Source organism: Pseudomonas sp. SM4 (assembly GCF_051913165.1).
Classification (GTDB): Bacteria; Pseudomonadota; Gammaproteobacteria; order Pseudomonadales; family Pseudomonadaceae; genus Aquipseudomonas.
In genome coordinates this window covers 98,584-120,681 of the sequence record NZ_JBODOE010000009.1, presented here as the reverse complement: position 1 = coordinate 120,681, position 22,098 = coordinate 98,584, and the positions used below count along the sequence as shown (strand labels likewise).

The window sequence follows — 22,098 nt, the reverse complement described above, 5'->3', positions numbered from 1 at the left end:
CTGAACTGTGCGCCGCGTTAGCAGTCATTTAGGGTGAGGGCGCGCCGCTGCAAGCTGTTAGCGGGTTGAAACAGTCGGTTCTGGAAGGCTTGCTGGAGCGTCTGCAACGATAGTTTTGGCTAATTAAATCGATAGCCTGCTATTTTTTCAGGATGGTCTACCCTCAGATCTGACGGTCTGAAACAAGGGGGATTTTCCATGCTCGCGCAACTTCCACCGGCCTTACAGAATCTGCAGCTACCGCTTCGCCTGCGACTCTGGGACGGCCATGAGTTCAATCTGGGGCCGGCGCCCAGCGTCACCATCGTGGTCAAGGACCCGCAGATGGTCACCCAGTTCACCCACCCAAGCCTCGATGCACTCGGAGCGGCATTCGTCGAAGGCAAGCTTGAACTGGAGGGCTCGATCAGCGAAGTCATCCGGGTCTGCGACGAATTGAGTAATGCGTTGCTCGGCGACGATGACGACAGTCATCCTGTGCGCACCTTGCACGACAAGGAAACCGACGCCAAAGCCATCTCCTACCATTACGACCTGTCCAACGCGTTTTACCAGCTCTGGCTGGACAGCGACATGGCGTATTCCTGCGCGTATTTCGAAACGGGCAGCGAAACTCTTGAGCAGGCGCAGCAAGCCAAATTCCGTCATTTATGCCGCAAGCTGCGTTTGCAGCCGGGCGAATACCTGTTGGATGTCGGTTGCGGTTGGGGTGGTCTGGCACGTTTTGCCGCGCGTGAATTCGGGGCGAAAGTCTTCGGCATCACGCTGAGCAAGGAACAACTGGAACTGGCGCGCGAGCGAGTCAAAGCCGAAGGCCTGGAAGACCAGATCGAACTGCAACTGCTCGACTATCGCGATCTGCCCCAGGACGGGCGTTTCGACAAAGTGGTCAGCGTCGGCATGTTCGAGCACGTCGGCCACGCCAATCTGGCCGAGTACTGCAAAACCCTGTTCGGCGCGGTGAAAGAGGGCGGTCTGGTGATGAACCACGGCATCACCGCCAAGCACACCGATGGCCGTCCGGTGGGTCGAGGTGCCGGGGATTTCATCGAGAAGTACGTATTCCCCAACGGTGAGTTGCCACACCTGGCGATGATCTCGGCCGAGATCAGCGAAGCAGGATTGGAGATTGTCGACGTCGAAAGCCTGCGCCTGCACTACGCGCGTACGCTGGATCACTGGAGCGAACAGCTGGAGGACAACCTCGAAGCTGCTGGCAAACTGGTGCCGGATCAGGCCCTGCGCATCTGGCGTTTGTATCTGGCTGGTTGCGCCTACGCGTTTGCGCGCGGCTGGATCAATCTGCACCAGATCCTCGCGGTGAAGGCGCACGTGGATGGCAGCCATGAACTGCCATGGACGCGGGACGACATCTATAACCCATAAGCGGCTTCCCTCTCCATGCGGTAGAGGGGATTCAGAGAATCGGTGAAATCAGCCGGGCGATCCGCATGCCGAGTTGTTGCAGGCGGTGGATCTCCCGGCTTTCTTCTTTGGCGATTTCGTAGGACTGCTCGAAATCCTGATTGAGCATCTGTTCCACGCTGGCAGCGAAGTCGCTGTCGACCGTCAGCAGCATCACTTCGAAGTTCAGGCGGAACGAGCGGTTGTCCAGATTGGCGCTGCCAATGGCGCTGATTTCGCTGTCGATCAACACCACTTTCTGATGCAGGAACCCGGGCTCATAGCGGAACACGCGCACGCCTGCGCGCACCGCTTCAAAGGCATAAAGGCTGGAGGCGGCATAGACGATGCGGTGATCGGGGCGCGATGGCAGCAACAAACGCACATCGACGCCGCGCAGTACCGCCAGTCTCAGCGCGGCGAACACCGCTTCATCGGGGATGAAATACGGGCTGGTGATCCACACACGTTCGGTCGCCGCATGGATCGCCTCGACGAAGAACAGCGAGCAGGTTTCGTAGGCGTCTGCCGGGCCGCTGGCAAGCAGTTGGCAGAGCACGCCATCGTCAGGGTATTCATCAGGCAGGATCAGCGGCGGCAGGGTGCGTGCGGCCCAGAACCAGTCTTCGGCAAAGGATTCCTGCATGCACGCCACCACCGGGCCACGGACTTTGACGTGGGTATCGCGCCACGGTGCCAGCGGTGGCTTCTCGCCCAAGTATTCGTCGCCGACGTTATGTCCGCCGACAAATCCCACCACGCCATCGACCACGACGATTTTGCGGTGATTACGGAAGTTGACCTGGAAGCGGTTGAGCCAACCGCTGCGGGTGGCGAAGGCTTTCACCTCGACGCCGCCGTCGCGCAGTGTCTGTACATAACTGTGGGGCAGGGCGTGGCTGCCGATGCCGTCGTAGAGCAAGTGAATCGAGACGCCTGCGGCGGCTTTCTTCAGCAGTAAATCGCGCAGGCGTTGGCCAAGTCGATCGTCGTGGATGATGAAAAACTGGATCAGCACGGCTTCTTTCGCCTGATCGATCGCCTGAAAAATCGCATCGAACGTGGCGGTGCCGTTCACCAACAACTGCACTTCGTTGTTGGCCAGGCACGGCATACGCCCCAGTTTGGGCATTGCGCGTAACGAGGCGTAGGCACTGGAGGCGCGCGCGGTGAGGGCTTCTTCCACCCATGGGCGCCAGTTCAGTTCGGAGATCGCCTGACGCATTTGTTCGTTGGCCTGGCGCCGCGCCTTGATGTAGCCATCAAAGGTGCTGCGACCGAACACCAAGTACGGAATTAGCGTGAGGTAGGGAATGAAGATCAGCGACAATGCCCAGGCGATCGAGCCTTGAGCCGTGCGCACGGTGAGCACCGCGTGAACGGCGGCGATCAAGCCGAGGGTGTGTATCAGGGCGATCAGATAACCGAAAATGTGCGGTCCAAAATAATCCATGGGGCAGCCTTGCTCCGGAAGATTCAATGCTTAACAGACCATGTTCTGTCGTGAATGTCGCTATTTAATTGGCGCATGAACCGAAGCAACCGGCCGACGTCTAACGGCCACTACTGATCAGGAGTTTTTCGATGAACGTTCGTCTGCTGGGTTTGGCGCTGGGCCTGGGTTTGGCATTGCCGCTGGTTGCGCAGGCGCAGATGCTGCAGCCGGGGCTGTGGGAAATGACATCGAGCAACGTCAAGGTCGATGACCAGCCGATGGATGTGCAATCGATCCTCGGTCAACTGCAAGGGCAGATGACCCCGCAACAGCGCGCGGCGCTGGAGAAAAACGGCATCAATATCGGCGGCAAAGGTATCCGTGCCTGCCTGACGCCAGAGCAAGTGGCGACCAACGATATTCCATTGGCCGACCCGCAATCGGGCTGCAAGCAACAGATTACTGATCGCACCGGCAACCAGTGGAAATTCCGCTTCAGCTGCCCGAAAGCGCAGGGTACCGGCGTGGCAACGTTCCTCAGTGACCGCGAGTTCACCACGGTGGCCAACGGCACGTTCAATGCGATCGGGATCAACCAGAAGGGCAGCCTTGAGACGCGCGCAGTCTGGCTCGGCCAGGATTGCGGCGCTGTAAAACCAAGAGCTTAATGCGATCCCTGTAGGAGCTGCGGCACGCTGCGATCTTTTGATCTTGATTGTCAAAAACAAGATCAAAAGATCGCAGCCTCGTTGCACTCGTCAGCTCCTACAGGGTTTTTGAATCAGCGCATAAATCTTAGCGCCAGCCCGCGACATCCCTCATTCACCCGACCCTCCCGCCAGGCAATCTGCCCCGAGACAATTGTCGTGCTCACCCGATGCCGAAAGCTGCGCCCGGCGAACGGCGTCCAGCCGCACTGCGACAGAATCGGTTGCCGATCCACCTCCAGCGTCTGCGCTTCAACCAAGACCAGATCCGCCCAATATCCCTCCCGCAAATACCCACGATCCGGAATCGCAAACAGGTCCGCGACGCGATGGCTGGTCTTCGCCACCAAGGTCGTGATCGGCAAAACTCCATCCGCCACCAGTTCCATTAACGCGGGCAATGCGTGTTGCACCAGCGGCAATCCGGCCGGCGCCTGCGCGTAAGGCCGCTGCTTTTCTTCCCAGGTGTGCGGCGCATGATCGCTGCCAATAACGTCCAGTCGATTGCTGTTCAAAGCCTCAAGCAAGGCATCGCGATCGTTCTGAGTCTTGATCGCCGGGTTGCATTTGATCAGGTTACCGAGGCTTGGGTAGTCGCGATCATCGAACAACAAATGATGCAGACAGACTTCAGCGGTGATGCGTTTCTGCGCCAGTGGTTTGTCCTCGAACAACGCCAGTTCGCGCGCCGTGGTCAGGTGCAGAACGTGCAGCCTTGTACCGTGACGTTTGGCCAACTCAACCGCCAGTGAAGAGGATCGATAACACGACTCGGCGTTGCGGATGAGCGGGTGAGCATCGGGCGGGATTCGTTCGCCGTACACCTCACGCAGGTTGGCTGCGTTGGCGTCGATGCTCGGCGTGTGTTCACAGTGCGCCAACAGAATGGTCGGCACCTCGGCGAACAGTCGCTCAAGGATTTGCGGATCATCCACCAGCATGTTGCCGGTCGACGCGCCCATAAAGACTTTTACGCCGGCCACTTCGCAAGGATTGAGCGCGGCCACCGTATCGAGATTGTCCCGACTCACGCCAAAGTGAAATCCGTAATTGGCCACCGAGTTGATCGCCGCCCGACGCTTTTTATCCGCCAGTGCTTCGAGGGTGAGAGTGGCCGGGTTGGTGTTGGGCATGTCCATGAAGCTGGTGATGCCACCGGCGACCGCCGCGCGCGACTCGGTGTGAATGCTGCCCTTGGCCGGCGCGCCCGGTTCACGGAAATGCACCTGGTCATCGATCATCCCCGGCAGTAACCATTGGCCGTTGGCGTCGATTTCTATCATGGCGTTTTCACCTTGGATGCTGCGGGCGATCTTGACGATGCGCCCGTTGCTGACCAACAGATCACCATCGAACTCGCGTCCCTCGTTAACCATTCTGGCGTTGCGAATCAGCACGCTGCTCATGGTTTCAGAACTCGTTCTGCAAGGCTTTGTAGCCGCGCACCAGATCGACGTTGGTGCGCGCCACGTCTTCGGAAAACTCCGAGGCGCTGACGCTCACCGGCGGGAACAACGAAAGGTCGGTATTCGGACCGATGCGAGTAGTGGAGGGCACGTAAAACGCATCGGGCAAATCACGACCATCGACCACCGAGTTGTGCCGCACCACGCAACCGTTGCCGACCATGCAGTTGAACAACACGCTGTTGAAACCGATGAACACGCGGTCGCCGACCACGCACGGGCCGTGCACGATCGAGCGGTGCGCGATGGAACTGAACTCGCCGATGGTCACCGCCGCACCGGATTTCGAGTGGATCACCACGCCGTCCTGAATGTTCGAATTGGCGCCGATGGTGATCGGCTCCATCTCGCCTGAGGCGTCCACTTCGTCGGCGCGGATTACCGCGTAGGGGCCGACGAAGACGTTCTCACCGATCACCACTTTGCCGCAGATGATTGCGGTTTTATCGACGTAAGCCGACTCGGCAATTTGTGGCAAATCACCTGAAGGATTCTTGCGGATCATGGTTTGCTCAGCGCGTCGTAAAGGGTGTTGAGGTTGTATTCGAACAGGCCGGTGAAGGTGCTGGCCGGGCCGCTGGCGGCGAGGGCGTCGGAGTACAACGTGCCGCCAATGTGCGCGCCGCTTTCATCAGCGATCTGCTTGAGCAAGCGAGCGTCCTTGATGTTTTCCATGAACACCGCTTTGACCTTGGCCTGACGAATCTGGGTGATCAGCGCAGCGACTTCGGCGGCCGAGGGTTCTCGTTCGGTGGACAAACCTTGCGGCGCCATAAAGTCGATGCCGTAGGCCTGACCGAGATAACCGAAAGCATCGTGGCTGGTGACGATCTTGCGATTGCCTGGTGGCAGTGAACCGAGTTTGCTTTTGGCTTCGGCGAGCAGGGCGTAGATCTGCTTCAGATAGGCTTTGCTGTTACGTTCGTAGTCGGCTTTGTTCGCCGGGTCGGCAGCGGTCAGCGCCTTGGTGATGTTGGCGATGTACAACTCGGCGTTCGCCAGATTGTGCCAGGCGTGCGGGTCGGGAACGGTTTCGCCGTCCTCATCCAGCGAGCGCGGAATTACGCCATGACTGGCACTGATGAGCGTGGCTTTGGTTTCGGTGCTGGTGACCAGTCGATCCAGCCACGGCTCGAAACCGAGCCCGTTCTTGATGATCAGTTTGGCGCCGAGCAACGCTTTGGCATCGTCCGGTGTCGGCTCGTAGGTGTGCGCGTCGGCGTCCGGGCCGACCATGTTGGTGATCTGGATATGCTCACCGCCGACCTGATGGACCATGTCGGCGATGATGCTGAAGCTGGTGACCACCGGTAATTTTTCCGCCGCCGACAATGACATCGACAGCATCAGGCTGAACAACACGAGTAGAACGCGCATCGGGAAACACCTCATTGGGATGTGAGCAAAGGCGGGCGGCGCAACAAACCGTGAACCGGCCCGAACACCACCGACAGCAGATAACCGACGCCGGCGACCAGCACGATGGCCGGGCCGCTCGGCAGCGAGTAGTAAAACGACAGGAGCAAACCGAACCACACCGAGAGGCTTCCGATGACGGCGGAGACGGCTATCAGGATCGGTAAGCGGCGGCTCCAGAATCGCGAAGCAGCGGCGGGGAGCATCATCAGTCCGACCACCATCAGCGCGCCAATGGCCTGGAAACCGATCACCAGATTGAGCACCACCAGCGTCAGGAACACGCCGTGGGCGAGTGGGCCGAGGCGGCTGACGGTTCTCAGGAACAGTGGGTCGAGTGTGTCGAGCAGTAGCGGTTTGTAGATCAGCGCCATGGCGATCAGGCTGAATCCCGAGACCCACAACATGCCGGTGAGGGTCGGGCCGTCGACGGCCAATGCCGAGCCGAACAGCAGGTGAAGCAGGTCGAGGCGTTTGCCGGCGATGCCGAGAATCAGCACGCCGCTGGCGAGAGAGATCGGATAGATCGCGGCGAGGCTGGCGTCTTCGCGCAGACCGGTGCGGCGCGTGATCCATGCGGCGAGTCCGGCCATGCTCAGACCGGCGCCCAGACCTCCGAGTGTGAGCGCGGGCAGGCTCAGGCCGGCGAACCAGAATCCCAGTGCGGCGCCGGGGAGGATGCCGTGGGCGACGGCGTCACCGATCAGACTCATGCGTCGCAGGATCAAAAACACACCGAGTGGCGCCGTACTGCACGCCAATACCAGGCCGCCGATCAGGGCGCGGCGCATGAACACGAACTCGTTGAATGGTTGCCATAAGTGGGCGACGGCGTGCATCAGGCCACCTGCGTGTTAGGGGTTTGCTGGATCAGTTCGACGCTGGCGCCGAATACGCATTCGCGGTTTTTGATCAGCAAGGTGTGCGGAATGTGTTGGCGCACGGCGGCGAGGTCATGGCAGACCACGACGATGGTTCGACCTTGGTTATGCCAGGCGTGGATGTGTTGCCAGAGCAATTGTTGGCCAAGTTCGTCGAGGGCGGCATGGGGTTCGTCGAGGAGCAGAACCGGGGCATCGGTCAGGCTCAATCTGGCGAGCAGGGCGCGTTGTAATTCGCCGCCGGAGAGGGCCATGAGCGGGCAGTTTTCCAGTCCGCTGAGGTGCCAGTTTACCAGTGCGTCTTTCAGGCGTTGTGCGCGCAATTGGGTTGAGAGTCGACGTCCCCAGAATCCGGCGGCGATCAGTTCTTCGAGGCTGATGGGGAATTGGCGGTCGAGGTGCTGTTGTTGGGGCAGGAACGACAAGCCGCTTTGAGGTGGAACACTCAGGCTGACTTTGCCTGCCAAGGGTTTTTGCAGCCCGGCGATGACTTTCAATAGGCTGCTTTTGCCACAGCCGTTGGCACCGATGATGGCTGTGAGAGTGCCGCTTTCCAGCTCAAGATTCAGGGGCGTGGTCAGCGGTTGACCGGGTGCGCCCCAGATCAGGGATTGGCAGCGGATCATGCTTGCTCACGCTGCCAGTGGCTTTCGGCGACGGCGTCGTGGGCGTGAAGGCTCTCTGCGTGGATCACTCGGAGGTGGAACTGGTTAACGCCCGGTGTCCGGCGAAGGGCGAGATTCAATCGGCGGGCGGCGTCTTCGCAGAACATCAGGTTCTGCCCGTTGGCGAGGGCGAAGGCTTGTTCGTCGGCGCGTTTTACGGCGGTTTGTACGGCGGTGCCGAGAGCCGCTTCGGCGTCGTTGATGATCGCGCTCAGCGGTAACTCGTCGATGAATTCATCGAGGTGTAGATGCAGTTGTGCGGTGCTGCGTTGGCTGTGAGGCGTGGCGATGATGCCTTGGGTCGAGCCGAGCCAAGCTAGAACGTCTGCATGCTGAAGGGCTTTATTGGCGAAGTCGTCGACGAATTGTTTCTGGATTAACTGTCGAGCCAAGGCTGCTGAACACGGGCAAGTCGAAGAGTAGGGCACTTCAATTTTGAGTTCCACGTGGAACATCTTGTTTTTCAGGCTGGCTGAAATGGTCGCTGGATAGGATTTCCATCCGGCCAATGGGCTAATCAACGCAGGGCGTTTCAGCAGTAAATCGGTGTGGATATTCAGGTAGGCGCAGTTGGATAAACCTTCGTGGCTATCCAGAAAACGTTTGAGCACCTGGTGCAGCAGAGCAGGGGAAAGGCTCTGCTGTTCCAGCGCTTCCAGCGCCAGATAGAGGCGTGACATGTGAATCCCGCGAGCCTCGCCGTCATCCAGATTAACTCCCGCATCAGCTTTCGCACTCAAGCGTTGGCCTTCCAATACAACAGGTAATGCGATGCCGTGCATGCCCACCCATTCGAGGGGCAAGGCTTGGCGAGCGGACTGCGCGGCGATATCCGGAAGTGTCAGCGAATTCATGTTCGGAACCATCGTGTTGAATGAATTGGATGTTACATTATAACAATGCAATCCACGATGCCTTTTTCATGAACAGGTTTTCATATGCACAGACGCCATCTGCTCAATTTGATTCTGGCGAGCGCTGCCTTCGCCCTTCCGTTCAGTGTTTCGGCCGCGCAAATTCGCAACGCGCGGCTGTGGCGTTCTGATGAAAAACTGCGATTGGTTTTCGATTTAAGTGGGCCGGTGCGTTACAAAACTTTCACCCTCACTGCTCCTGCGCGGCTGATCATTGATGTGTGTGGTGCAAATGTGAGGGGTGATTTCAGTCAGTTGGCACTAAATGGCACGGTGATCCGCTCGATTCGATCCGGACCTTTTGGTCAGGGCGATACGCGGATTGTTCTTGATTTGATTAATCCAGTGCTGCTGAACAGCTTCCTTTTGGCGCCTCAAGACGGCCAAAGTCATCGCCTGGTTGTGGATTTATTCAGTGCGAAAACCACGCCAGTAGCAGCAATGGTTCCACGTGAAACACCCAAGCTCGGTGCTCACCCCAAGCGCGACATCATCGTAGTCGTCGATCCAGGGCATGGCGGAAAGGATCCCGGCGCGGTCGGGGCCAAGGGTGAGCGGGAAAAAGACGTGGTGCTTTCCATTGCTCAGCTACTCGCCAAACGTCTGAAAAAAGAGAAAGGCTTCGACGTGAAACTGGTGCGCAATGACGACTTTTTCGTGCCTTTGCGTAAGCGCGTGGAGATCGCCCGTCAGCACAAGGCCGACATGTTTATCTCGGTGCATGCCGATGCGGCGCCACGGTTAACGGCATCTGGCGCCTCGGTATATTGCCTGTCTGAAGGTGGCGCGACATCGGCGACGGCGCGCTTTATGGCGCAGCGTGAGAACGGTGCGGATCTGCTCGGTGCTACCAGTCTGCTCAATCTTAAAGATAAGGATCCGATGCTCGCTGGGGTGATTCTCGACATGTCGATGAACGCGACTATCGCCGCCAGTCTGCAGCTTGGAAACACCGTGCTGGGCAGTCTGGCCGGGATCACCACCCTGCATCAGAAGCGCGTGGAACAGGCCGGATTTGCCGTTTTGAAGTCACCAGATGTGCCTTCAATCCTGGTAGAAACCGGCTTCATTTCCAATGTTCGCGACAGTCAGCGATTGGTCACGGCGCGGCATCAACAGGCCGTGGCGAATGGTTTGTTTGAGGGATTGCAGCGTTACTTTGAGAAAAACCCACCGATCGACAGCTACATAGCCTGGCAGCAGGAGCAGCAAAAAGCGCAGGTCTAGCAGCCGACGATTCGGCTACAGGTGAACTTCGCACTGCTGCCGCCCGAGCTGGAGAAGCGATTGATGGTCGTCCAGCCGACTCGGCGGGTGTAGCCAACCCAGGCTTCACCGTCAGAGGCGACGCCGGTGAAGAATGTCAGTTGGCCAAAGCGACTATTGGTCTGCGCCCAATAACGCTGCCCAATCTTTTCAAATCCACGCAGGTAAAGCGTACTGCCGACAGTGTTGACGCTATACGCGTTGCCCTCGGCATCGACGCACGCCAGAAGATTAGCGCTGCGTGTGCAACTCGCCAGCGCCGGTAACTGCGCTGACACTTGGCCAGCCATCAACAACCCAAGACTCAACAACGAGCATTTCAGCGCAGTTTTCATTACCAATTCCGGGTGTGGGATGGGCTCAGCTTCCTGCTGTTGATCGTTCAGGACAAGAGCAGGGCTGGTTTATTCATGTTGTTATACTATAACATAAATAATAACTGAGCCTGAGCAGACCGATTTCAAGCGTTTAGCTTCAACGAAACCCTCGTATGAAGCCTCAAAACGCCAAGCGCTAGTAAAAGCGTCAATCGGCTGCCTTCCTACGAGGATTATCCAATGTCAGCCGAATTGCCCGTCACCGTACTTTCAGGATTTTTGGGTGCTGGAAAAAGTACACTTTTGAATTACGTACTACGTAATCGCAAAGGGTTGCGCGTCGCTGTAATCGTCAATGATATGAGCGAGATCAATATCGATGGCAGCGAAGTCCAGCGTGATGTCAGCTTAAACCGTGCAGAAGAAAAAATAGTCGAGATGAGTAACGGCTGTATCTGCTGTACGTTACGCGAAGACTTGCTCGAAGAAGTCAGCAAACTCGCCCGGGAAGATCGCTTCGATTATTTGCTGATCGAATCCACCGGAATCTCTGAGCCGCTACCGGTAGCTGAAACGTTCACCTTCCGCGATGAACACGGGCAAAGCCTCTCCGACATCGCCCGTCTCGACACCATGGTCACTGTAGTCGACGGCGTGAATTTCCTGCCGGACTACCAGGCGGCTGAAAGCCTCGCCTCCCGTGGCGAGATGCTTGGCGAGGAGGACGAGCGCTCCATCACCGACCTGTTGATCGAACAGATCGAGTTCGCCGACGTGCTGTTGATCAGCAAGATCGACCTGATCAGCCAGCCCGAGCGTGAAGAGTTGATCGCCATCCTCAAACGCCTCAATGCTCAAGCCGAAATCATTCCGATGGTGATGGGCGAGGTGCCGCTGGAGAAGATCCTCAATACCGGTCGTTTCGACTTCGAGAAAGCCGCGCAGGCGCCGGGCTGGCTGCAGGAGTTGCGCGGCGAGCACGTACCGGAAACCGACGAATACGGCATTGCCTCGACGGCCTACCGTGCGCGCCGCCCGTTTCATCCGCAACGTTTCTTCAACTTCATCGATCGTCCGTGGTTGAACGGAAAATTGCTGCGCTCCAAAGGATTCTTCTGGCTGGCGAGCAAACCCACAGACGCCGGTAGTTGGTCGCAAGCCGGCGGTTTGATGCGTCACGGTTTCGCCGGGCGCTGGTGGCGATTCGTACCGAAAAACCAATGGCCACAGGATCAGCAAAGCACCGCCGCGATCATGGAAAACTGGATACCGAGCGTAGGAGATTGCCGTCAGGAACTGGTTTTCATCGGTCAGAACATCGATTTCCTACAGCTCTCTGACGAACTGGATGACTGCCTGCTCACCGATGAAGAAATGGCCCTCGGCGTAGAAGGCTGGCGATTGTTGGCGGATCCGTTCGGCCCTTGGCATGAAGAGGCCGCCTGATGCTCGCCCTCAAACTCATGCAAAACCGTACGCGCCATCAGCACCAAGGGCCGACACCTGAAACGCTGACGAAAATCCTCCAGGACGACAGCAACCTCGCCGTGTGGCAGCGGCAACTGCCGTTGCACATCAGCGACTTTGCTCAATTACTGCTGTCCCTCAACGATCCCTTGGCGGAATCGTTATGCCTAGAGCTGGCGAAAGAGGATGCCGAGCCTGACCTGACCGGGTTGGCCTCAGGCTTCCGTGATCTGGAAGGCTATGAAGGCTTTATCGCTGACCTGAAATGGCTGGTCAGCGCCTTCGCCTGTTTGCTGGGCGCCAAGCGCATCGGCCTGCGCCTGCGGGTGCTCGATAAAGCCATGTGCCCGCGATTCCACGTTGATCACGTGCCGGTGCGGCTGATCACCACGTACGCAGGCGTCGGCAGCCAATGGCTGAAGGAAGGCACGATGGATCGCCAGCAACTAGGGCAGGCCAACGCCGAACCCCAAGCGCAAATCCAGCAACTCAACAGCGGCGACGTCGCGCTATTGAAAGGCGAGAAATGGCACGGCAATGAAGGTTTCGGTCTGATTCATCGCTCACCGCAACCGGCTGCTGGCGAGCGCCGATTAATACTGACGCTAGACTGGCTCGGTTAAGGCTTGAGCCACGATCCTTGGCTCTGGCCTTCGCAATACGGCTGCAAATACGCCGCATCCGTGGCCACGCCGTAATAGTGGATGTCCTGGCGATAAGGCATATTGGCGACTTGCGCGTTGCTGCACACGCCAAACGCACCGCTCGGGCACTGATCGACGTACTGCACCTCGACTTTCTGCCCGGCCAGCGATGGCTGGCAGAAGCCGTCGTTAAACAGTTTCTGCGGAATGTTTCGATTCTGCTGGCAGACTTTGACGTCCAGCCGCTCGCTTTGGCTGTGCACCACGCAGGCTTGCGCCCATGCTTCGCTCGACAGCAGCGCCAACAGCAACGACCATCCCATCCAACGCATCTTTGCATCTCCCAAGAAAGCTCCCGGCCATGTTGCAGAACATTCCTACCCATGTCATTGCTGGCCCTTTGGGCGCCGGCAAAACCAGCCTGATTCGTCAGCTCATGACGCAGCGTCCAGCAGGCGAGCGCTGGGCGGTGTTGATCAACGAGTTCGGCCAGATCGGCCTCGACGCCGCACTGCTGACCAGCGACGCCGATGGTATCGCACTGGGCGAAGTGGCCGGGGGCTGCCTGTGCTGCGTCAATGGCGCGCCGTTTCAGATCGGCCTCGGGCGTTTGTTGCGCAAAGCGCGGCCCGATCGGCTGTTCATCGAACCGTCCGGGCTGGGGCATCCGGCGCAGTTACTCAAACAACTGAATGAGGCGCCATGGCTGGGTGTGCTGGCGGTTCAGCCTTGTGTGTTGGTACTGGATGCTCAGGCGCTTCAGGAGGGGAAAGCATTGCCGGCAGCGCAACAGGAAGCGTTGGAAACCGCTGGCCTGTTGCTGTTGAACAAGGCTGAAAATCTTGACGACGCGGCCCGGGCAAAAATCGCCAGCCAGTTACCGTCCGTTCCGCTGATCTGGACGCAACAGGCGCAACTCGCCCTGAGCGAACTGCCGGGCCTGGCTGTAAAAGCGCTCAACGGTGTGGATAACCTGGTCATCCCCAAGGGATCAGGGCCAATGCCGGCCGTCTGGACTGATCCGACGCAGCCGATTTGCCTGAGTCAGGCGCAGGAGGGGGGCTGGAGCATTGGTTGGCGTTGGCATCCGCGGCAGATATTCGACAAGCAACGCATTGCTGACTGGCTGACCCGCCTCAATTGGCAGCGGGCGAAGCTGGTTATCCACAGCGCGGAGGGCTGGGTGTCTGCGAATGCCTTGGATAATGCCGAGTTGAGTTGGCAGGCCAGCGAGTGGCGAAAGGATTCGCGGATTGAGCTGATCTTCGTCGATCCGCAAAACTTCGATGAGTTGCAGCAGGGTTTGTCGGGGTGTCGGGAAAGTTAGATCAAAAGATCGCAGCCTGCGGCAGCTCCTACATGTGATTCCCTGTAGGAGCTGCCGCAGGCTGCGATCTTTTGATCTTCAAGGCTTCCACTTGGTATGTTCCTGCCGCCACTGACTCAACTCGATAACTTCCGCACGCGGCCTCTGCACCTCAACCACCGGTGGCGTATCGTCGAACGGTGCCGGGTAGGGCGCCAGTTCGATCTGCGCACTGTGCGCACCAAACTGGGTAATCGTGCCGTTATGCCGGGTTTCACCGGTCACGGTGAACTCGAAGTTGTACACCCGCGCCAGCCGTCGGCGACCGTTGGCGTCCTTGATGAAACCGATCTTCTTCAGGGCAACGTTGCCGTCGAGCAATTCGACGCGCACGTTCAGGCAATGCTGCTTGACCCGCTCCAGCGCCCGCTCGCGCAAGCCGTGGTTGTGCCATAGCCAGGCGCCGGCAGCGGCGAATAGCATCAGCACAAAGATGTTTTCGAGGGTCAGCATCAACATCAAACTCCAAAAGATAGCGTCAGCTTAACTGCGTCGCCGGTCTGTCGTACAGGCTGTGTTTCGTCGCATACTGCGCGGCTTGAATTTCAATCGTTTTACGGAATGACCCGAATGAAACGTACGCCTCATCTGCTCGCCATTCAGTCCCACGTCGTGTTCGGCCACGCCGGCAACAGCGCTGCGGTTTTTCCGATGCAGCGGGTCGGGGTGAATGTCTGGCCGCTCAACACGGTGCAGTTTTCCAACCACACCCAGTACGGCCAGTGGGCCGGCGAAGTGCTGGCGCCGCAGCAGATTCCTGAATTGGTCGAAGGCATCGCGGCGATTGGCGAACTGGGCAACTGCGATGCAGTGCTGTCCGGTTACCTCGGCAGCGCGGCGCAGGGCCGGGCGATTCTCAGTGGCGTCGAGCGCATCAAAGCGGTCAATCCGAAAGCCCTCTATCTATGTGATCCAGTGATGGGCCATCCGGAGAAGGGTTGCAGCGTGCCGACCGAGGTCAGCGACTTCCTGCTGGAAGAGGCGGCGGCCGTGGCCGACATCATGTGCCCGAACCAGTTGGAGCTGGACAGCTTCTCCGGGCGCAAACCGCAGTCGCTGTTCGATTGTCTGGCGATGGCGCGCGCGTTGCTCGCGCGTGGGCCGAAAGCGGTGCTGGTCAAGCATCTGGATTATCCGGGCAAACCGGCCGATGGCTTCGAGATGTTGTTGGTGACGGCTGAAGGCAGCTGGCACTTGCGTCGCCCGCTGCTGGCGTTTCCGCGTCAGCCGGTGGGCGTGGGCGATCTGACGTCTGGCCTGTTTCTGGCGCGGGTGCTGCTGGGTGACAGCCTGGTGGCGGCGTTCGAATTCACCGCGGCTGCAGTGCATGAGGTGCTGCTGGAAACTCAGGCGTGTGCCAGTTATGAGCTGCAATTGATCCGGGCGCAGGATCGGATTGCGCATCCGCGGGTGAAGTTTGAGGCGACCGCGATCAGTCTGTAATCGTGTAATCGTTCAAAAAGATCGCAGCCTTCGGCAGCTCCTACAGGGTTTTGCATTCCCCTGTAGGAGCTGCCGCAGGCTGCGATCTTTTGCTTTTGATCTCAGGCGTCGCCCTTGATCTCCTGATAGCGCTTTTCCAGTTCCTGGCGAATCTGCCGACGCTGCTGCGCCTGCATATAACGACGCTTGTCTTCACTGTTCTGCGGTTGCAGCGGCGGCACGGCGGCCGGTTTGCGCTGGTCATCCACCGCGACCATGGTGAAGAAGCAGCTATTGGTGTGGCGTACCGAGCGTTCGCGGATGTTCTCGGTCACGACTTTGATGCCGACTTCCATCGACGTGTTGCCGGTGTAGTTGACCGACGCGAGGAAGGTCACCAGTTCGCCGACATGGATCGGCTCGCGGAAAATCACCTGATCCACCGACAGGGTCACCACGTAGCGGCCGGCATAACGGCTGGCGCAGGCGTAGGCCACTTCGTCGAGGTATTTGAGCAAGGTGCCACCGTGGACATTGCCAGAGAAGTTGGCCATGTCGGGGGTCATCAGTACCGTCATCGACAGCTGGGCGTTTCCGGGTTCCATAACGTTCTCACGGATCAAGGCTGGTTTCTGGAAGCACCTCTGCGGGTGCCTGGTCACTTTTCAAAAGCACCGTTATCGGGACGCCGGGCGACTGGCCGCCGTCACGCCGGGATCGATCTGTTTCCATATATTGCACCGCCTTCCAGCCGCAAGTCGCGGTGTTAACCTGCAAAAGCTTCTCCCAAGGGCAATTCCCACACGAAAATCGGATTTTTACTTCGCTCGCTCAGACCTTTCTGACGTCTGACTGCGAGCCTCGTCATTCAAGGAGCCCACGCCATGCATGCCATCAGTTTTATTCAGGACCTGGCAGTGATCATGTTGGTCGCAGGTGTGGTGACCGTGTTGTTCCACCGCTTCAAGCAACCGGTGGTACTCGGCTACATCGTTGCCGGGTTCATCATCGGCCCGCACACGCCACCGTTCGGCCTGATTCACGACGAAGAAACCATCAAGACACTCGCCGAACTCGGGGTGATTTTCCTGATGTTCTGCCTCGGGCTGGAGTTCAGCCTGCGCAAGTTGTTCAAGGTCGGCGCCACCGCGTTTATCGCGGCGTTCCTCGAAATCGTCCTGATGATCTGGATCGGCTACGAAATTGGCCGCTGGTTCGACTGGAATACCATGGACTCGCTGTTCCTCGGCGCGATTCTGGCGATCTCCTCGACCACCATCATCGTCAAGGCACTCAATGATCTGAAGATGAAGAACGAGCGCTTTGCGCAGTTGATTTTCGGCGTGCTGATCGTTGAAGACATACTCGGCATCGGCATCATCGCGCTGCTGTCGAGCATCGCGGTCAGCGGCACGGTCAGTTCCGGTGAAGTGTTCTCCACGGTCGGCAAGTTGTCGTTGTTCATGATCGTCGCGCTGGTCATCGGCATTCTGTTGGTGCCGCGCCTGCTGGCTTACGTGGCCAAATTCGAAAGCAACGAAATGCTGCTTATCACTGTGCTGGGTCTGTGTTTCGGTTTCTGTCTGCTGGTGGTCAAGCTCGAATACAGCATGGTGCTCGGCGCCTTCCTGATCGGCGCGATCATGGCCGAGTCGCGGCAACTGCTGAAAATCGAACGGCTGATCGAGCCGGTTCGCGATTTGTTCAGCGCGATCTTCTTTGTCGCCATCGGGTTGATGCTCGACCCGTTGATCCTTCTCGAATACGCGTGGCCGATTGCGGTGATCACCGTCGCCGTGGTGCTCGGCAAGATGTTGTCCTGCGGCCTCGGGGCGTTTATCGCCGGCAACGACGGACGCACCTCACTGCGCGTGGGGATGGGGCTGTCACAGATTGGCGAATTTTCCTTCATCATCGCCGCGCTGGGCATGACCTTGCAGGTCACCAGCAACTTCCTCTATCCGGTCGCGGTGGCCGTTTCGGTGATCACCACGCTGCTGACGCCGTACCTGATTCGTGCGGCTGATCCGCTGTCGCTCAAATTGTCCGCAGCGGTGCCCAAGCCTCTCGGGCGCGTGCTCGGCATGTACGGTGAATGGCTGCGCAGCATTCAGCCGCAAGGCGAGGGCGCGATGCTGGCGTCGATTATTCGCAAGATTTTGCTGCAAGTCGGGGTCAACCTGGCGCTGGTGATCGCGATCTTCTTCGCCGGGGCGTATTTCGCCGAGCGCATTTCGCTGTGGCTGCAGGACTGGATCAGTGATCCGAGCTGGCAGAAAGCATTGATCTGGGGCGGGGCGTTGCTGGTGTCGTTGCCGTTCCTGATCGCCGCGTATCGCAAGCTCAAGGCGCTGTCGATGCTGCTGGCGGAGATGGGCGTGAAACCGGAGATGGCCGGGCGTCACACGCAGCGAGTGCGCCGGGTGATCTCAGAACTGATCCCGATTCTCTCGCTGCTGGTGATTTTCCTGCTGTTGGCAGCCTTGTCGGCCAGTATCCTGCCGACCAACAAGTTGCTGGTGCTGATCGCCGTGGTCGCGGCCGCCGTAGCGGCGCTGCTCTGGCGCTGGTTCATCCGTGTGCACACGCGGATGCAGGTGGCGCTGCTGGAAACCCTCGACAACCACAAGGAGTCGTCGGGGCATTGACCCGCCGGGGCGGCTGGCGATCAGCTTTCCAGCCAGACGTCCCGCGCCCAGTGCCACACCGATTCCCAGGATTCTTCGGTGATCAGCTCTTCTTCGCCGGACCACAGCACCACGGTGCCGTCTTCTTCGACGCAGTAGTAGTTCTCGCCGTCCTGGCAGATCGGGATCAGGTCACGCGGTACGCCGATGTCCCACGCATTGGCCGCGACATCCGGCAAATAGGTGTGCGATTGCGGGTCGGTGACGGTCACCGGCTCCAGGCTGCCGTAGACCACATCGCTGACGGTCAGCAAAAATTCTTTGAAGACGAACGGGATGTTGATGAAGAGTTCTTCTTCGACTTCCACCAGTTGGTCTTCGTCAGGCAATTCCAAAGGAACCGGCACGGGTTCGTTGGCTTCACGCAGTTGTTCGATGATTTCTTCCACGTCCGGGATCCTCTTGCTTGAATGGCGCGGTTTATATGGGCCGGTTTATACAGTAGCTCGCTATAGATGCAACCGCGAAATAGAAAACCCCAGCCGAGGCTGGGGTTTTTATGACAGCAAGTGAAGCGCGCGAGGGGATCAGCCGTTCTGGCGGATACCGGCGACCAGCCAAGGCTGGTTGTCGCCCTGTGGACGTTCCATGTTCCAGCTTTCGCTGAATGCTTCGCCCTGATCGAAGCGCGAAGACTTCGACACACCGTTGAAGGTCAGGGTGGCGATGGTCTTGTCGGCACGGTCATCGACGCCGTCCAGTTGTACCTGGAGATTGTCGATAAAGGTCGACTGGAACGCGTCGCCCAGGTCCGCACGCTCACGCTTGAGAAACTCGAGCATTTGCGGGGTCACGAACTCGGCAATCTTGTCCATTTCGTTGGCGTCCCAGTGCTGCTGCAGCGCCTGGAAATGGCTGCGTGCAGCTTCAAGGAAGCGCTGTTCGTTGAACCAGGCTGGCGCGTTGATCACCGGACGGGCGGCAGCGGGTGCAGCCGAACCACCGAAGATCGAACCCATGGCAGGCGGGTTCTGCTGGAAGGCTTCACGCTGCATCGGTGCGCCCGCTGGAGCGAATTGCTCCTGTTGCTTGCGGCGACGAGCGGCGATGAAACGGAAGATCACGAACGCGATCAGGGCCATGATCAAAATGTCGAAGATCTGCATGCCCTGGAAGCCGTCGCCCATGAACATGGACGCCAGCAGGCCACCGGCGGCGATGCCGGCCAGCGGGCCGAGCCAGCGCGAAGCACCGCTGGCCTTGGCCGCAGCGCCGGCGGCACCGGCAGCACCTGCGGTCGCTGCAGCGCCGCCCATGCCTGGAGAGGAAGGAGCCATCTGGCTGGTCTGGTGCGTCGGCGCAGCGCCGGCGCTTTTGCCACCACCGAAGCGCTTGGCAGCATTGACGTCGAGACTCATCGTCAAGCCAATGCACAACGCCATGGCGATGCTAAGAAAACGTTTCATAAAGGGAATTCCCGTTTGTGGAGACACGCGCGCCATGTTGCACAGCTCAACTGTTACTGGCTAGCGAGAGAGTGTTTCGGGCTTTTGCCTGACAGGTCGCGTTCAGCTCGGAAGAGGCAAGAGGGCCTTCTACCTTTTGGCTGTAGGAAAGCGCGACAGGTTCAGTGGGAAATCTACTTAGCGACGAAACGCCAGCATCACCACACCCGACGTGGTCAGAAGATCAAAAGATCGCAGCCTGCGGCAGCTCCTACTGGTACACAATCCCCTGTAGGAGCTGCCGCAGGCTGCGATCTTTTCGCTTTTAGATAGCTTCCAGCTTGGCGTAACCGAGCATCAGCCACTTGCTGCCTTCGCTGAAGTTCACCTGCACCCGTGCCTGCGCACCGGCGCCCTCGAAGTTGAGGATCACGCCGTCGCCGAAGATCGAATGGCGAACCGCCTGACCGAGGCTCAACCCGGTCTCCGGGATTTCACTGCCGGCGAACAGGTTGCTGCCGCTCATCGACTGGTTGCCGCCGAACGGTCGGCTGACGCTGTTCGACAAACGCACTTCCTGAATCAGACCCTTCGGCACTTCGCGTACGAAACGCGAGACCTTGTTGTAGGTCTCGCTGCCGTACAGGCGTCGGGTTTCTGCGTAGGTCATCACCAGATTCTGCATCGCCCGGGTGATGCCGACGTAAGCCAGACGCCGTTCTTCTTCAAGACGTCCCGGTTCTTCCAGGCTCATCTTGTGCGGGAACAGGCCTTCTTCCATGCCCACGAGGAACACGTAAGGGAATTCCAGGCCTTTGGCGCTGTGCAGGGTCATCAACTGAATGCTGTCTTCGTGCTCGTCGGCCTGGGTGTCGCCTGCTTCCAGCGACGCATGGCCGAGGAATGCCGCCAGTGGCGTCAGCTCTTCGTCTTCTTCGTTGTTCTCGAAGTTGCGCGCGGCGCTGACCAATTCCTCAAGGTTTTCTACCCGGGCCTGGCCTTTTTCGCCTTTTTCCGCTTGGTGATAAGCGATCAGGCCGGATTGCTCGATGACGGTTTGCGTCATCAAGTGCAACGGCATTTCCATGCACTTGGCGGCGAGGTTCTCGATCAGCTCGATGAACGCGCCCAACGCACCGGCAGCGCGACCGGTCAGGCCTTTATTGGCGACCAGTTGGCGCATCGCTTCCCACATCGATACATCGCTGTGGCGCGCGTGCTCGCGGATGGCTTCGACGGTTTTCTCGCCGATGCCACGGGCTGGGACGTTGATCACCCGCTCCAGCGCCGCATCGTTGCCGCGACCTTCGAGCAACCGCAGGTACGCCATGGCGTTCTTGATTTCCGCACGCTCGAAGAAGCGTTGACCGCCATAGATGCGATACGGAATACGCTCGCGCAGCAGGGCTTCTTCCAAAACGCGCGATTGGGCGTTGGAGCGATAGAGAATCGCGATATCGCTACGAGCAAGGCCGGTTTTCAGCGCGCTTTCAATGGTTTCGACAACGTAGCGTGCTTCGTCGTGTTCATTAAACGCGGCGTACAGATTGATCGCCTCGCCATCGCCGCCATCGGTCCACAGCTCTTTGCCGAGGCGCCCGGTGTTGTTGGCGATCAGGGCGTTGGCAGCCTTGAGGATGCCGGCGGTGGAGCGGTAGTTCTGTTCGAGACGAATGGTCACCGAGTCGGCGAAGTCGGACGAGTACTGATGAATGTTCTCGATCTTCGCGCCGCGCCAGCCGTAAATCGACTGATCGTCGTCGCCGACTACCATCAGGCTGTCGCCGCCCTTGCCGAGCAGGCGCAACCAGGCGTACTGCACGGCGTTGGTGTCCTGGAACTCGTCCACCAGAATATGGCGGAAGCGCTTTTGGTAGTGCGCCAACAGGCCCGGATGATCGCGCCACAAATCGAGGGCACGCAGCAGCAGTTCGGAGAAATCGATCACGCCGGCACGCAGGCACGCCGCCTCGTAGGCCTCGTAAATGCCGCGCATGGTCGCCAGGTACAGATCGCCGCTGGCCTGAATGTGTTGCGGCCGCAGACCTTCGTCTTTCTGGCCGTTGATGAACCACTGCGCCTGACGGGCCGGCCAGCGTTGCTCGTCGAGGCCCAGCTCGCGGATCACCCGCTTGACCAGCCGTTGCTGGTCGTCGCTGTCGAGAATCTGGAAGGTCTGGCTCAAGCCCGCTTCCTGCCAGTGCGCCCGCAACAAGCGATGCGCCAGGCCGTGGAAGGTGCCGACCCACATGCCGGCCGGGTTGATCCCCAGCAACTGCTCGATGCGGTGACGCATCTCGGCAGCGGCCTTGTTGGTGAAGGTCACCGACAGAATGGAGTGGGGCGAGGCGTTTTCGACCTGGATCAACCAGGCGATACGGTGCACCAGCACTCGGGTTTTACCGGAGCCAGCACCGGCCAGGACCAACTGACGGCCAACGGGGGCTGCTACGGCCTGGCGTTGGGCATCGTTGAGGGAGTTCAGCAGAAGGGAGAGATCATCGCGCATCGGGGCATTCTAGGGTGCGCCGCAGGCCCGGGCAAACCGAGCTTTGCATTAGCCGATGAAAGTGCTGCCGATGACGACCGGTCGGTCACCGGCTACAGGCTTGAGCCCGCCTCACTCTGCGGGTTTTACCGGGGCCTGAGGGCGGAA

The 22,098-nt window shown here is 59.1% G+C and carries 22 protein-coding genes; 8 read left to right on the top strand and 14 right to left on the bottom strand.

Annotated elements, in window-relative coordinates; all coding sequences use genetic code 11:
• The first annotated feature begins 198 nt into the window (after positions 1–198).
• Positions 199–1,386 (top strand): C17 cyclopropane fatty acid synthase CfaB, encoded by a 1,188-nt coding sequence (gene cfaB, locus ACQ4MY_RS18055; RefSeq protein WP_440096020.1) that lies wholly within the window; start codon positions 199–201, stop codon positions 1,384–1,386.
• Positions 1,387–1,417: 31 nt separating this feature from the next.
• Here the strand turns inward: cfaB and cls are convergent, their stop codons facing one another.
• Positions 1,418–2,857: a cardiolipin synthase gene (gene cls / locus ACQ4MY_RS18050; protein WP_008078877.1), complete on the bottom strand. Its 1,440-nt coding sequence runs from the start codon at positions 2,855–2,857 to the stop codon at positions 1,418–1,420.
• 131 nt (positions 2,858–2,988) lie between these two features.
• Between cls and ACQ4MY_RS18045 the strand changes: the two genes are divergently transcribed.
• Entirely contained in the window at positions 2,989–3,507 is a 519-nt protein-coding gene (locus ACQ4MY_RS18045) for a DUF3617 domain-containing protein (RefSeq protein ID WP_008078876.1), read from the top strand.
• Positions 3,508–3,620: 113 nt separating this feature from the next.
• Here ACQ4MY_RS18045 and ACQ4MY_RS18040 read toward each other — a convergent pair whose 3' ends face one another.
• Genes ACQ4MY_RS18040 through folE2 form a run of 6 tightly spaced genes read right to left on the bottom strand, consistent with a single transcriptional unit; the run spans position 3,621 to position 8,828 of the window.
• Positions 3,621–4,952, bottom strand: a complete 1,332-nt coding sequence (locus ACQ4MY_RS18040) for a dihydroorotase (RefSeq protein ID WP_440096019.1) — start codon at positions 4,950–4,952, stop codon at positions 3,621–3,623.
• 4 nt (positions 4,953–4,956) lie between these two features.
• Positions 4,957–5,517, bottom strand: a complete 561-nt coding sequence (locus ACQ4MY_RS18035; protein WP_008078874.1) for a gamma carbonic anhydrase family protein — start codon at positions 5,515–5,517, stop codon at positions 4,957–4,959.
• On the bottom strand, positions 5,514–6,389 hold the full coding sequence (locus ACQ4MY_RS18030) for a metal ABC transporter substrate-binding protein (protein ID WP_440096018.1): 876 nt from the start codon (positions 6,387–6,389) through the stop codon (positions 5,514–5,516). Before ACQ4MY_RS18030 ends, ACQ4MY_RS18035 begins: the two co-directional genes overlap by 4 nt.
• Before the next feature lie 11 nt (positions 6,390–6,400).
• Positions 6,401–7,267, bottom strand: a complete 867-nt coding sequence (locus tag ACQ4MY_RS18025; protein WP_008078872.1) for a metal ABC transporter permease — start codon at positions 7,265–7,267, stop codon at positions 6,401–6,403.
• Positions 7,267–7,935: a metal ABC transporter ATP-binding protein gene (locus ACQ4MY_RS18020; protein WP_440096017.1), complete on the bottom strand. Its 669-nt coding sequence runs from the start codon at positions 7,933–7,935 to the stop codon at positions 7,267–7,269. The genes ACQ4MY_RS18025 and ACQ4MY_RS18020 overlap by 1 nt, the downstream gene beginning before the upstream one ends.
• Complete coding sequence (folE2, locus tag ACQ4MY_RS18015) at positions 7,932–8,828, bottom strand: GTP cyclohydrolase FolE2 (RefSeq protein ID WP_440096016.1); 897 nt, start codon at positions 8,826–8,828, stop codon at positions 7,932–7,934. Before folE2 ends, ACQ4MY_RS18020 begins: the two co-directional genes overlap by 4 nt.
• Positions 8,829–8,912: 84 nt before the next feature.
• On the opposite strand from folE2, the gene ACQ4MY_RS18010 reads away from it, so the two are divergent.
• Positions 8,913–10,115, top strand: a complete 1,203-nt coding sequence (locus ACQ4MY_RS18010) for an N-acetylmuramoyl-L-alanine amidase (RefSeq protein ID WP_440096015.1) — start codon at positions 8,913–8,915, stop codon at positions 10,113–10,115.
• Here the strand turns inward: ACQ4MY_RS18010 and ACQ4MY_RS18005 are convergent.
• Positions 10,112–10,489: a glutamine synthetase gene (locus ACQ4MY_RS18005; RefSeq protein ID WP_440096014.1), complete on the bottom strand. Its 378-nt coding sequence runs from the start codon at positions 10,487–10,489 to the stop codon at positions 10,112–10,114. The genes ACQ4MY_RS18010 and ACQ4MY_RS18005 overlap by 4 nt on opposite strands.
• Positions 10,490–10,711: 222 nt before the next feature.
• Between ACQ4MY_RS18005 and zigA the strand changes: the two genes are divergently transcribed.
• Both zigA and ACQ4MY_RS17995 read left to right on the top strand, forming a co-directional pair.
• Complete coding sequence (zigA, locus tag ACQ4MY_RS18000) at positions 10,712–11,917, top strand: zinc metallochaperone GTPase ZigA (protein ID WP_440096013.1); 1,206 nt, start codon at positions 10,712–10,714, stop codon at positions 11,915–11,917.
• Positions 11,917–12,561, top strand: coding sequence for a DUF1826 domain-containing protein (locus ACQ4MY_RS17995; RefSeq protein ID WP_440096012.1), 645 nt, complete (start codon positions 11,917–11,919; stop codon positions 12,559–12,561). Before zigA ends, ACQ4MY_RS17995 begins: the two co-directional genes overlap by 1 nt.
• Here ACQ4MY_RS17995 and ACQ4MY_RS17990 read toward each other — a convergent pair.
• Positions 12,558–12,914, bottom strand: a complete 357-nt coding sequence (locus ACQ4MY_RS17990; RefSeq protein WP_440096011.1) for an NADH:ubiquinone oxidoreductase — start codon at positions 12,912–12,914, stop codon at positions 12,558–12,560. The genes ACQ4MY_RS17995 and ACQ4MY_RS17990 overlap by 4 nt on opposite strands.
• A gap of 29 nt (positions 12,915–12,943) precedes the next feature.
• Between ACQ4MY_RS17990 and ACQ4MY_RS17985 the strand changes: the two genes are divergently transcribed.
• A complete protein-coding gene (locus tag ACQ4MY_RS17985; RefSeq protein WP_440096010.1) occupies positions 12,944–13,909 on the top strand; it encodes a CobW family GTP-binding protein in 966 nt (321 codons plus the stop codon).
• A 78-nt stretch (positions 13,910–13,987) separates the two neighbouring features.
• On the opposite strand, the gene ACQ4MY_RS17980 is transcribed toward ACQ4MY_RS17985, so the two are convergent.
• Positions 13,988–14,401, bottom strand: a complete 414-nt coding sequence (locus ACQ4MY_RS17980; RefSeq protein WP_122593228.1) for a DUF3301 domain-containing protein — start codon at positions 14,399–14,401, stop codon at positions 13,988–13,990.
• A 117-nt stretch (positions 14,402–14,518) separates the two neighbouring features.
• Here ACQ4MY_RS17980 and pdxY point away from each other — a divergent pair, with 117 nt between their 5' ends.
• On the top strand, positions 14,519–15,391 hold the full coding sequence (gene pdxY / locus ACQ4MY_RS17975; RefSeq protein WP_008078854.1) for a pyridoxal kinase PdxY: 873 nt from the start codon (positions 14,519–14,521) through the stop codon (positions 15,389–15,391).
• Between the two features lie 101 nt (positions 15,392–15,492).
• Here the strand turns inward: pdxY and ACQ4MY_RS17970 are convergent, their stop codons facing one another.
• Complete coding sequence (locus ACQ4MY_RS17970) at positions 15,493–15,975, bottom strand: acyl-CoA thioesterase (RefSeq protein WP_003229693.1); 483 nt, start codon at positions 15,973–15,975, stop codon at positions 15,493–15,495.
• A 279-nt stretch (positions 15,976–16,254) separates the two neighbouring features.
• Between ACQ4MY_RS17970 and ACQ4MY_RS17965 the strand changes: the two genes are divergently transcribed.
• Positions 16,255–18,018, top strand: coding sequence for a cation:proton antiporter (locus ACQ4MY_RS17965; protein WP_440096009.1), 1,764 nt, complete (start codon positions 16,255–16,257; stop codon positions 18,016–18,018).
• Between the two features lie 20 nt (positions 18,019–18,038).
• Here ACQ4MY_RS17965 and ACQ4MY_RS17960 read toward each other — a convergent pair whose 3' ends face one another.
• From ACQ4MY_RS17960 to uvrD, 3 genes are all read right to left on the bottom strand, one after another.
• Positions 18,039–18,446, bottom strand: a complete 408-nt coding sequence (locus ACQ4MY_RS17960; RefSeq protein ID WP_008078852.1) for an SMI1/KNR4 family protein — start codon at positions 18,444–18,446, stop codon at positions 18,039–18,041.
• Positions 18,447–18,584: 138 nt separating this feature from the next.
• The gene (locus ACQ4MY_RS17955) at positions 18,585–19,463 is read right to left on the bottom strand and encodes a Tim44 domain-containing protein (protein WP_008078851.1); all 879 of its coding nucleotides are present in this window, start codon (positions 19,461–19,463) and stop codon (positions 18,585–18,587) included.
• A 304-nt stretch (positions 19,464–19,767) separates the two neighbouring features.
• A complete protein-coding gene (gene uvrD, locus ACQ4MY_RS17950; RefSeq protein ID WP_440096008.1) occupies positions 19,768–21,951 on the bottom strand; it encodes a DNA helicase II in 2,184 nt (727 codons plus the stop codon).
• Between the last annotated feature and the right edge of the window lie 147 nt (positions 21,952–22,098).

What these genes read in the sequence shown, in the direction of transcription:
- ACQ4MY_RS17955 (WP_008078851.1), bottom strand. Translation starts at nt 19,463, where the DNA reads ATGAAACGTTTTCTTAGCATCGCCATGGCGTTGTGCATTGGCTTGACG.
- ACQ4MY_RS18005 (WP_440096014.1), bottom strand. Translation starts at nt 10,489, where the DNA reads ATGAAAACTGCGCTGAAATGCTCGTTGTTGAGTCTTGGGTTGTTGATG.
- uvrD (WP_440096008.1), bottom strand. Translation starts at nt 21,951, where the DNA reads ATGCGCGATGATCTCTCCCTTCTGCTGAACTCCCTCAACGATGCCCAA.
- ACQ4MY_RS18035 (WP_008078874.1), bottom strand. Translation starts at nt 5,517, where the DNA reads ATGATCCGCAAGAATCCTTCAGGTGATTTGCCACAAATTGCCGAGTCG.
- ACQ4MY_RS17980 (WP_122593228.1), bottom strand. Translation starts at nt 14,401, where the DNA reads ATGCTGACCCTCGAAAACATCTTTGTGCTGATGCTATTCGCCGCTGCC.
- ACQ4MY_RS17970 (WP_003229693.1), bottom strand. Translation starts at nt 15,975, where the DNA reads ATGGAACCCGGAAACGCCCAGCTGTCGATGACGGTACTGATGACCCCC.
- pdxY (WP_008078854.1), top strand. Translation starts at nt 14,519, where the DNA reads ATGAAACGTACGCCTCATCTGCTCGCCATTCAGTCCCACGTCGTGTTC.
- ACQ4MY_RS17985 (WP_440096010.1), top strand. Translation starts at nt 12,944, where the DNA reads ATGTTGCAGAACATTCCTACCCATGTCATTGCTGGCCCTTTGGGCGCC.
- ACQ4MY_RS18045 (WP_008078876.1), top strand. Translation starts at nt 2,989, where the DNA reads ATGAACGTTCGTCTGCTGGGTTTGGCGCTGGGCCTGGGTTTGGCATTG.
- ACQ4MY_RS18010 (WP_440096015.1), top strand. Translation starts at nt 8,913, where the DNA reads ATGCACAGACGCCATCTGCTCAATTTGATTCTGGCGAGCGCTGCCTTC.
- folE2 (WP_440096016.1), bottom strand. Translation starts at nt 8,828, where the DNA reads ATGAATTCGCTGACACTTCCGGATATCGCCGCGCAGTCCGCTCGCCAA.
- cfaB (WP_440096020.1), top strand. Translation starts at nt 199, where the DNA reads ATGCTCGCGCAACTTCCACCGGCCTTACAGAATCTGCAGCTACCGCTT.
- zigA (WP_440096013.1), top strand. Translation starts at nt 10,712, where the DNA reads ATGTCAGCCGAATTGCCCGTCACCGTACTTTCAGGATTTTTGGGTGCT.
- ACQ4MY_RS18030 (WP_440096018.1), bottom strand. Translation starts at nt 6,389, where the DNA reads ATGCGCGTTCTACTCGTGTTGTTCAGCCTGATGCTGTCGATGTCATTG.
- ACQ4MY_RS18020 (WP_440096017.1), bottom strand. Translation starts at nt 7,935, where the DNA reads ATGATCCGCTGCCAATCCCTGATCTGGGGCGCACCCGGTCAACCGCTG.
- ACQ4MY_RS18040 (WP_440096019.1), bottom strand. Translation starts at nt 4,952, where the DNA reads ATGAGCAGCGTGCTGATTCGCAACGCCAGAATGGTTAACGAGGGACGC.
- cls (WP_008078877.1), bottom strand. Translation starts at nt 2,857, where the DNA reads ATGGATTATTTTGGACCGCACATTTTCGGTTATCTGATCGCCCTGATA.
- ACQ4MY_RS17995 (WP_440096012.1), top strand. Translation starts at nt 11,917, where the DNA reads ATGCTCGCCCTCAAACTCATGCAAAACCGTACGCGCCATCAGCACCAA.
- ACQ4MY_RS17990 (WP_440096011.1), bottom strand. Translation starts at nt 12,914, where the DNA reads ATGCGTTGGATGGGATGGTCGTTGCTGTTGGCGCTGCTGTCGAGCGAA.
- ACQ4MY_RS18025 (WP_008078872.1), bottom strand. Translation starts at nt 7,267, where the DNA reads ATGCACGCCGTCGCCCACTTATGGCAACCATTCAACGAGTTCGTGTTC.
- ACQ4MY_RS17965 (WP_440096009.1), top strand. Translation starts at nt 16,255, where the DNA reads ATGCATGCCATCAGTTTTATTCAGGACCTGGCAGTGATCATGTTGGTC.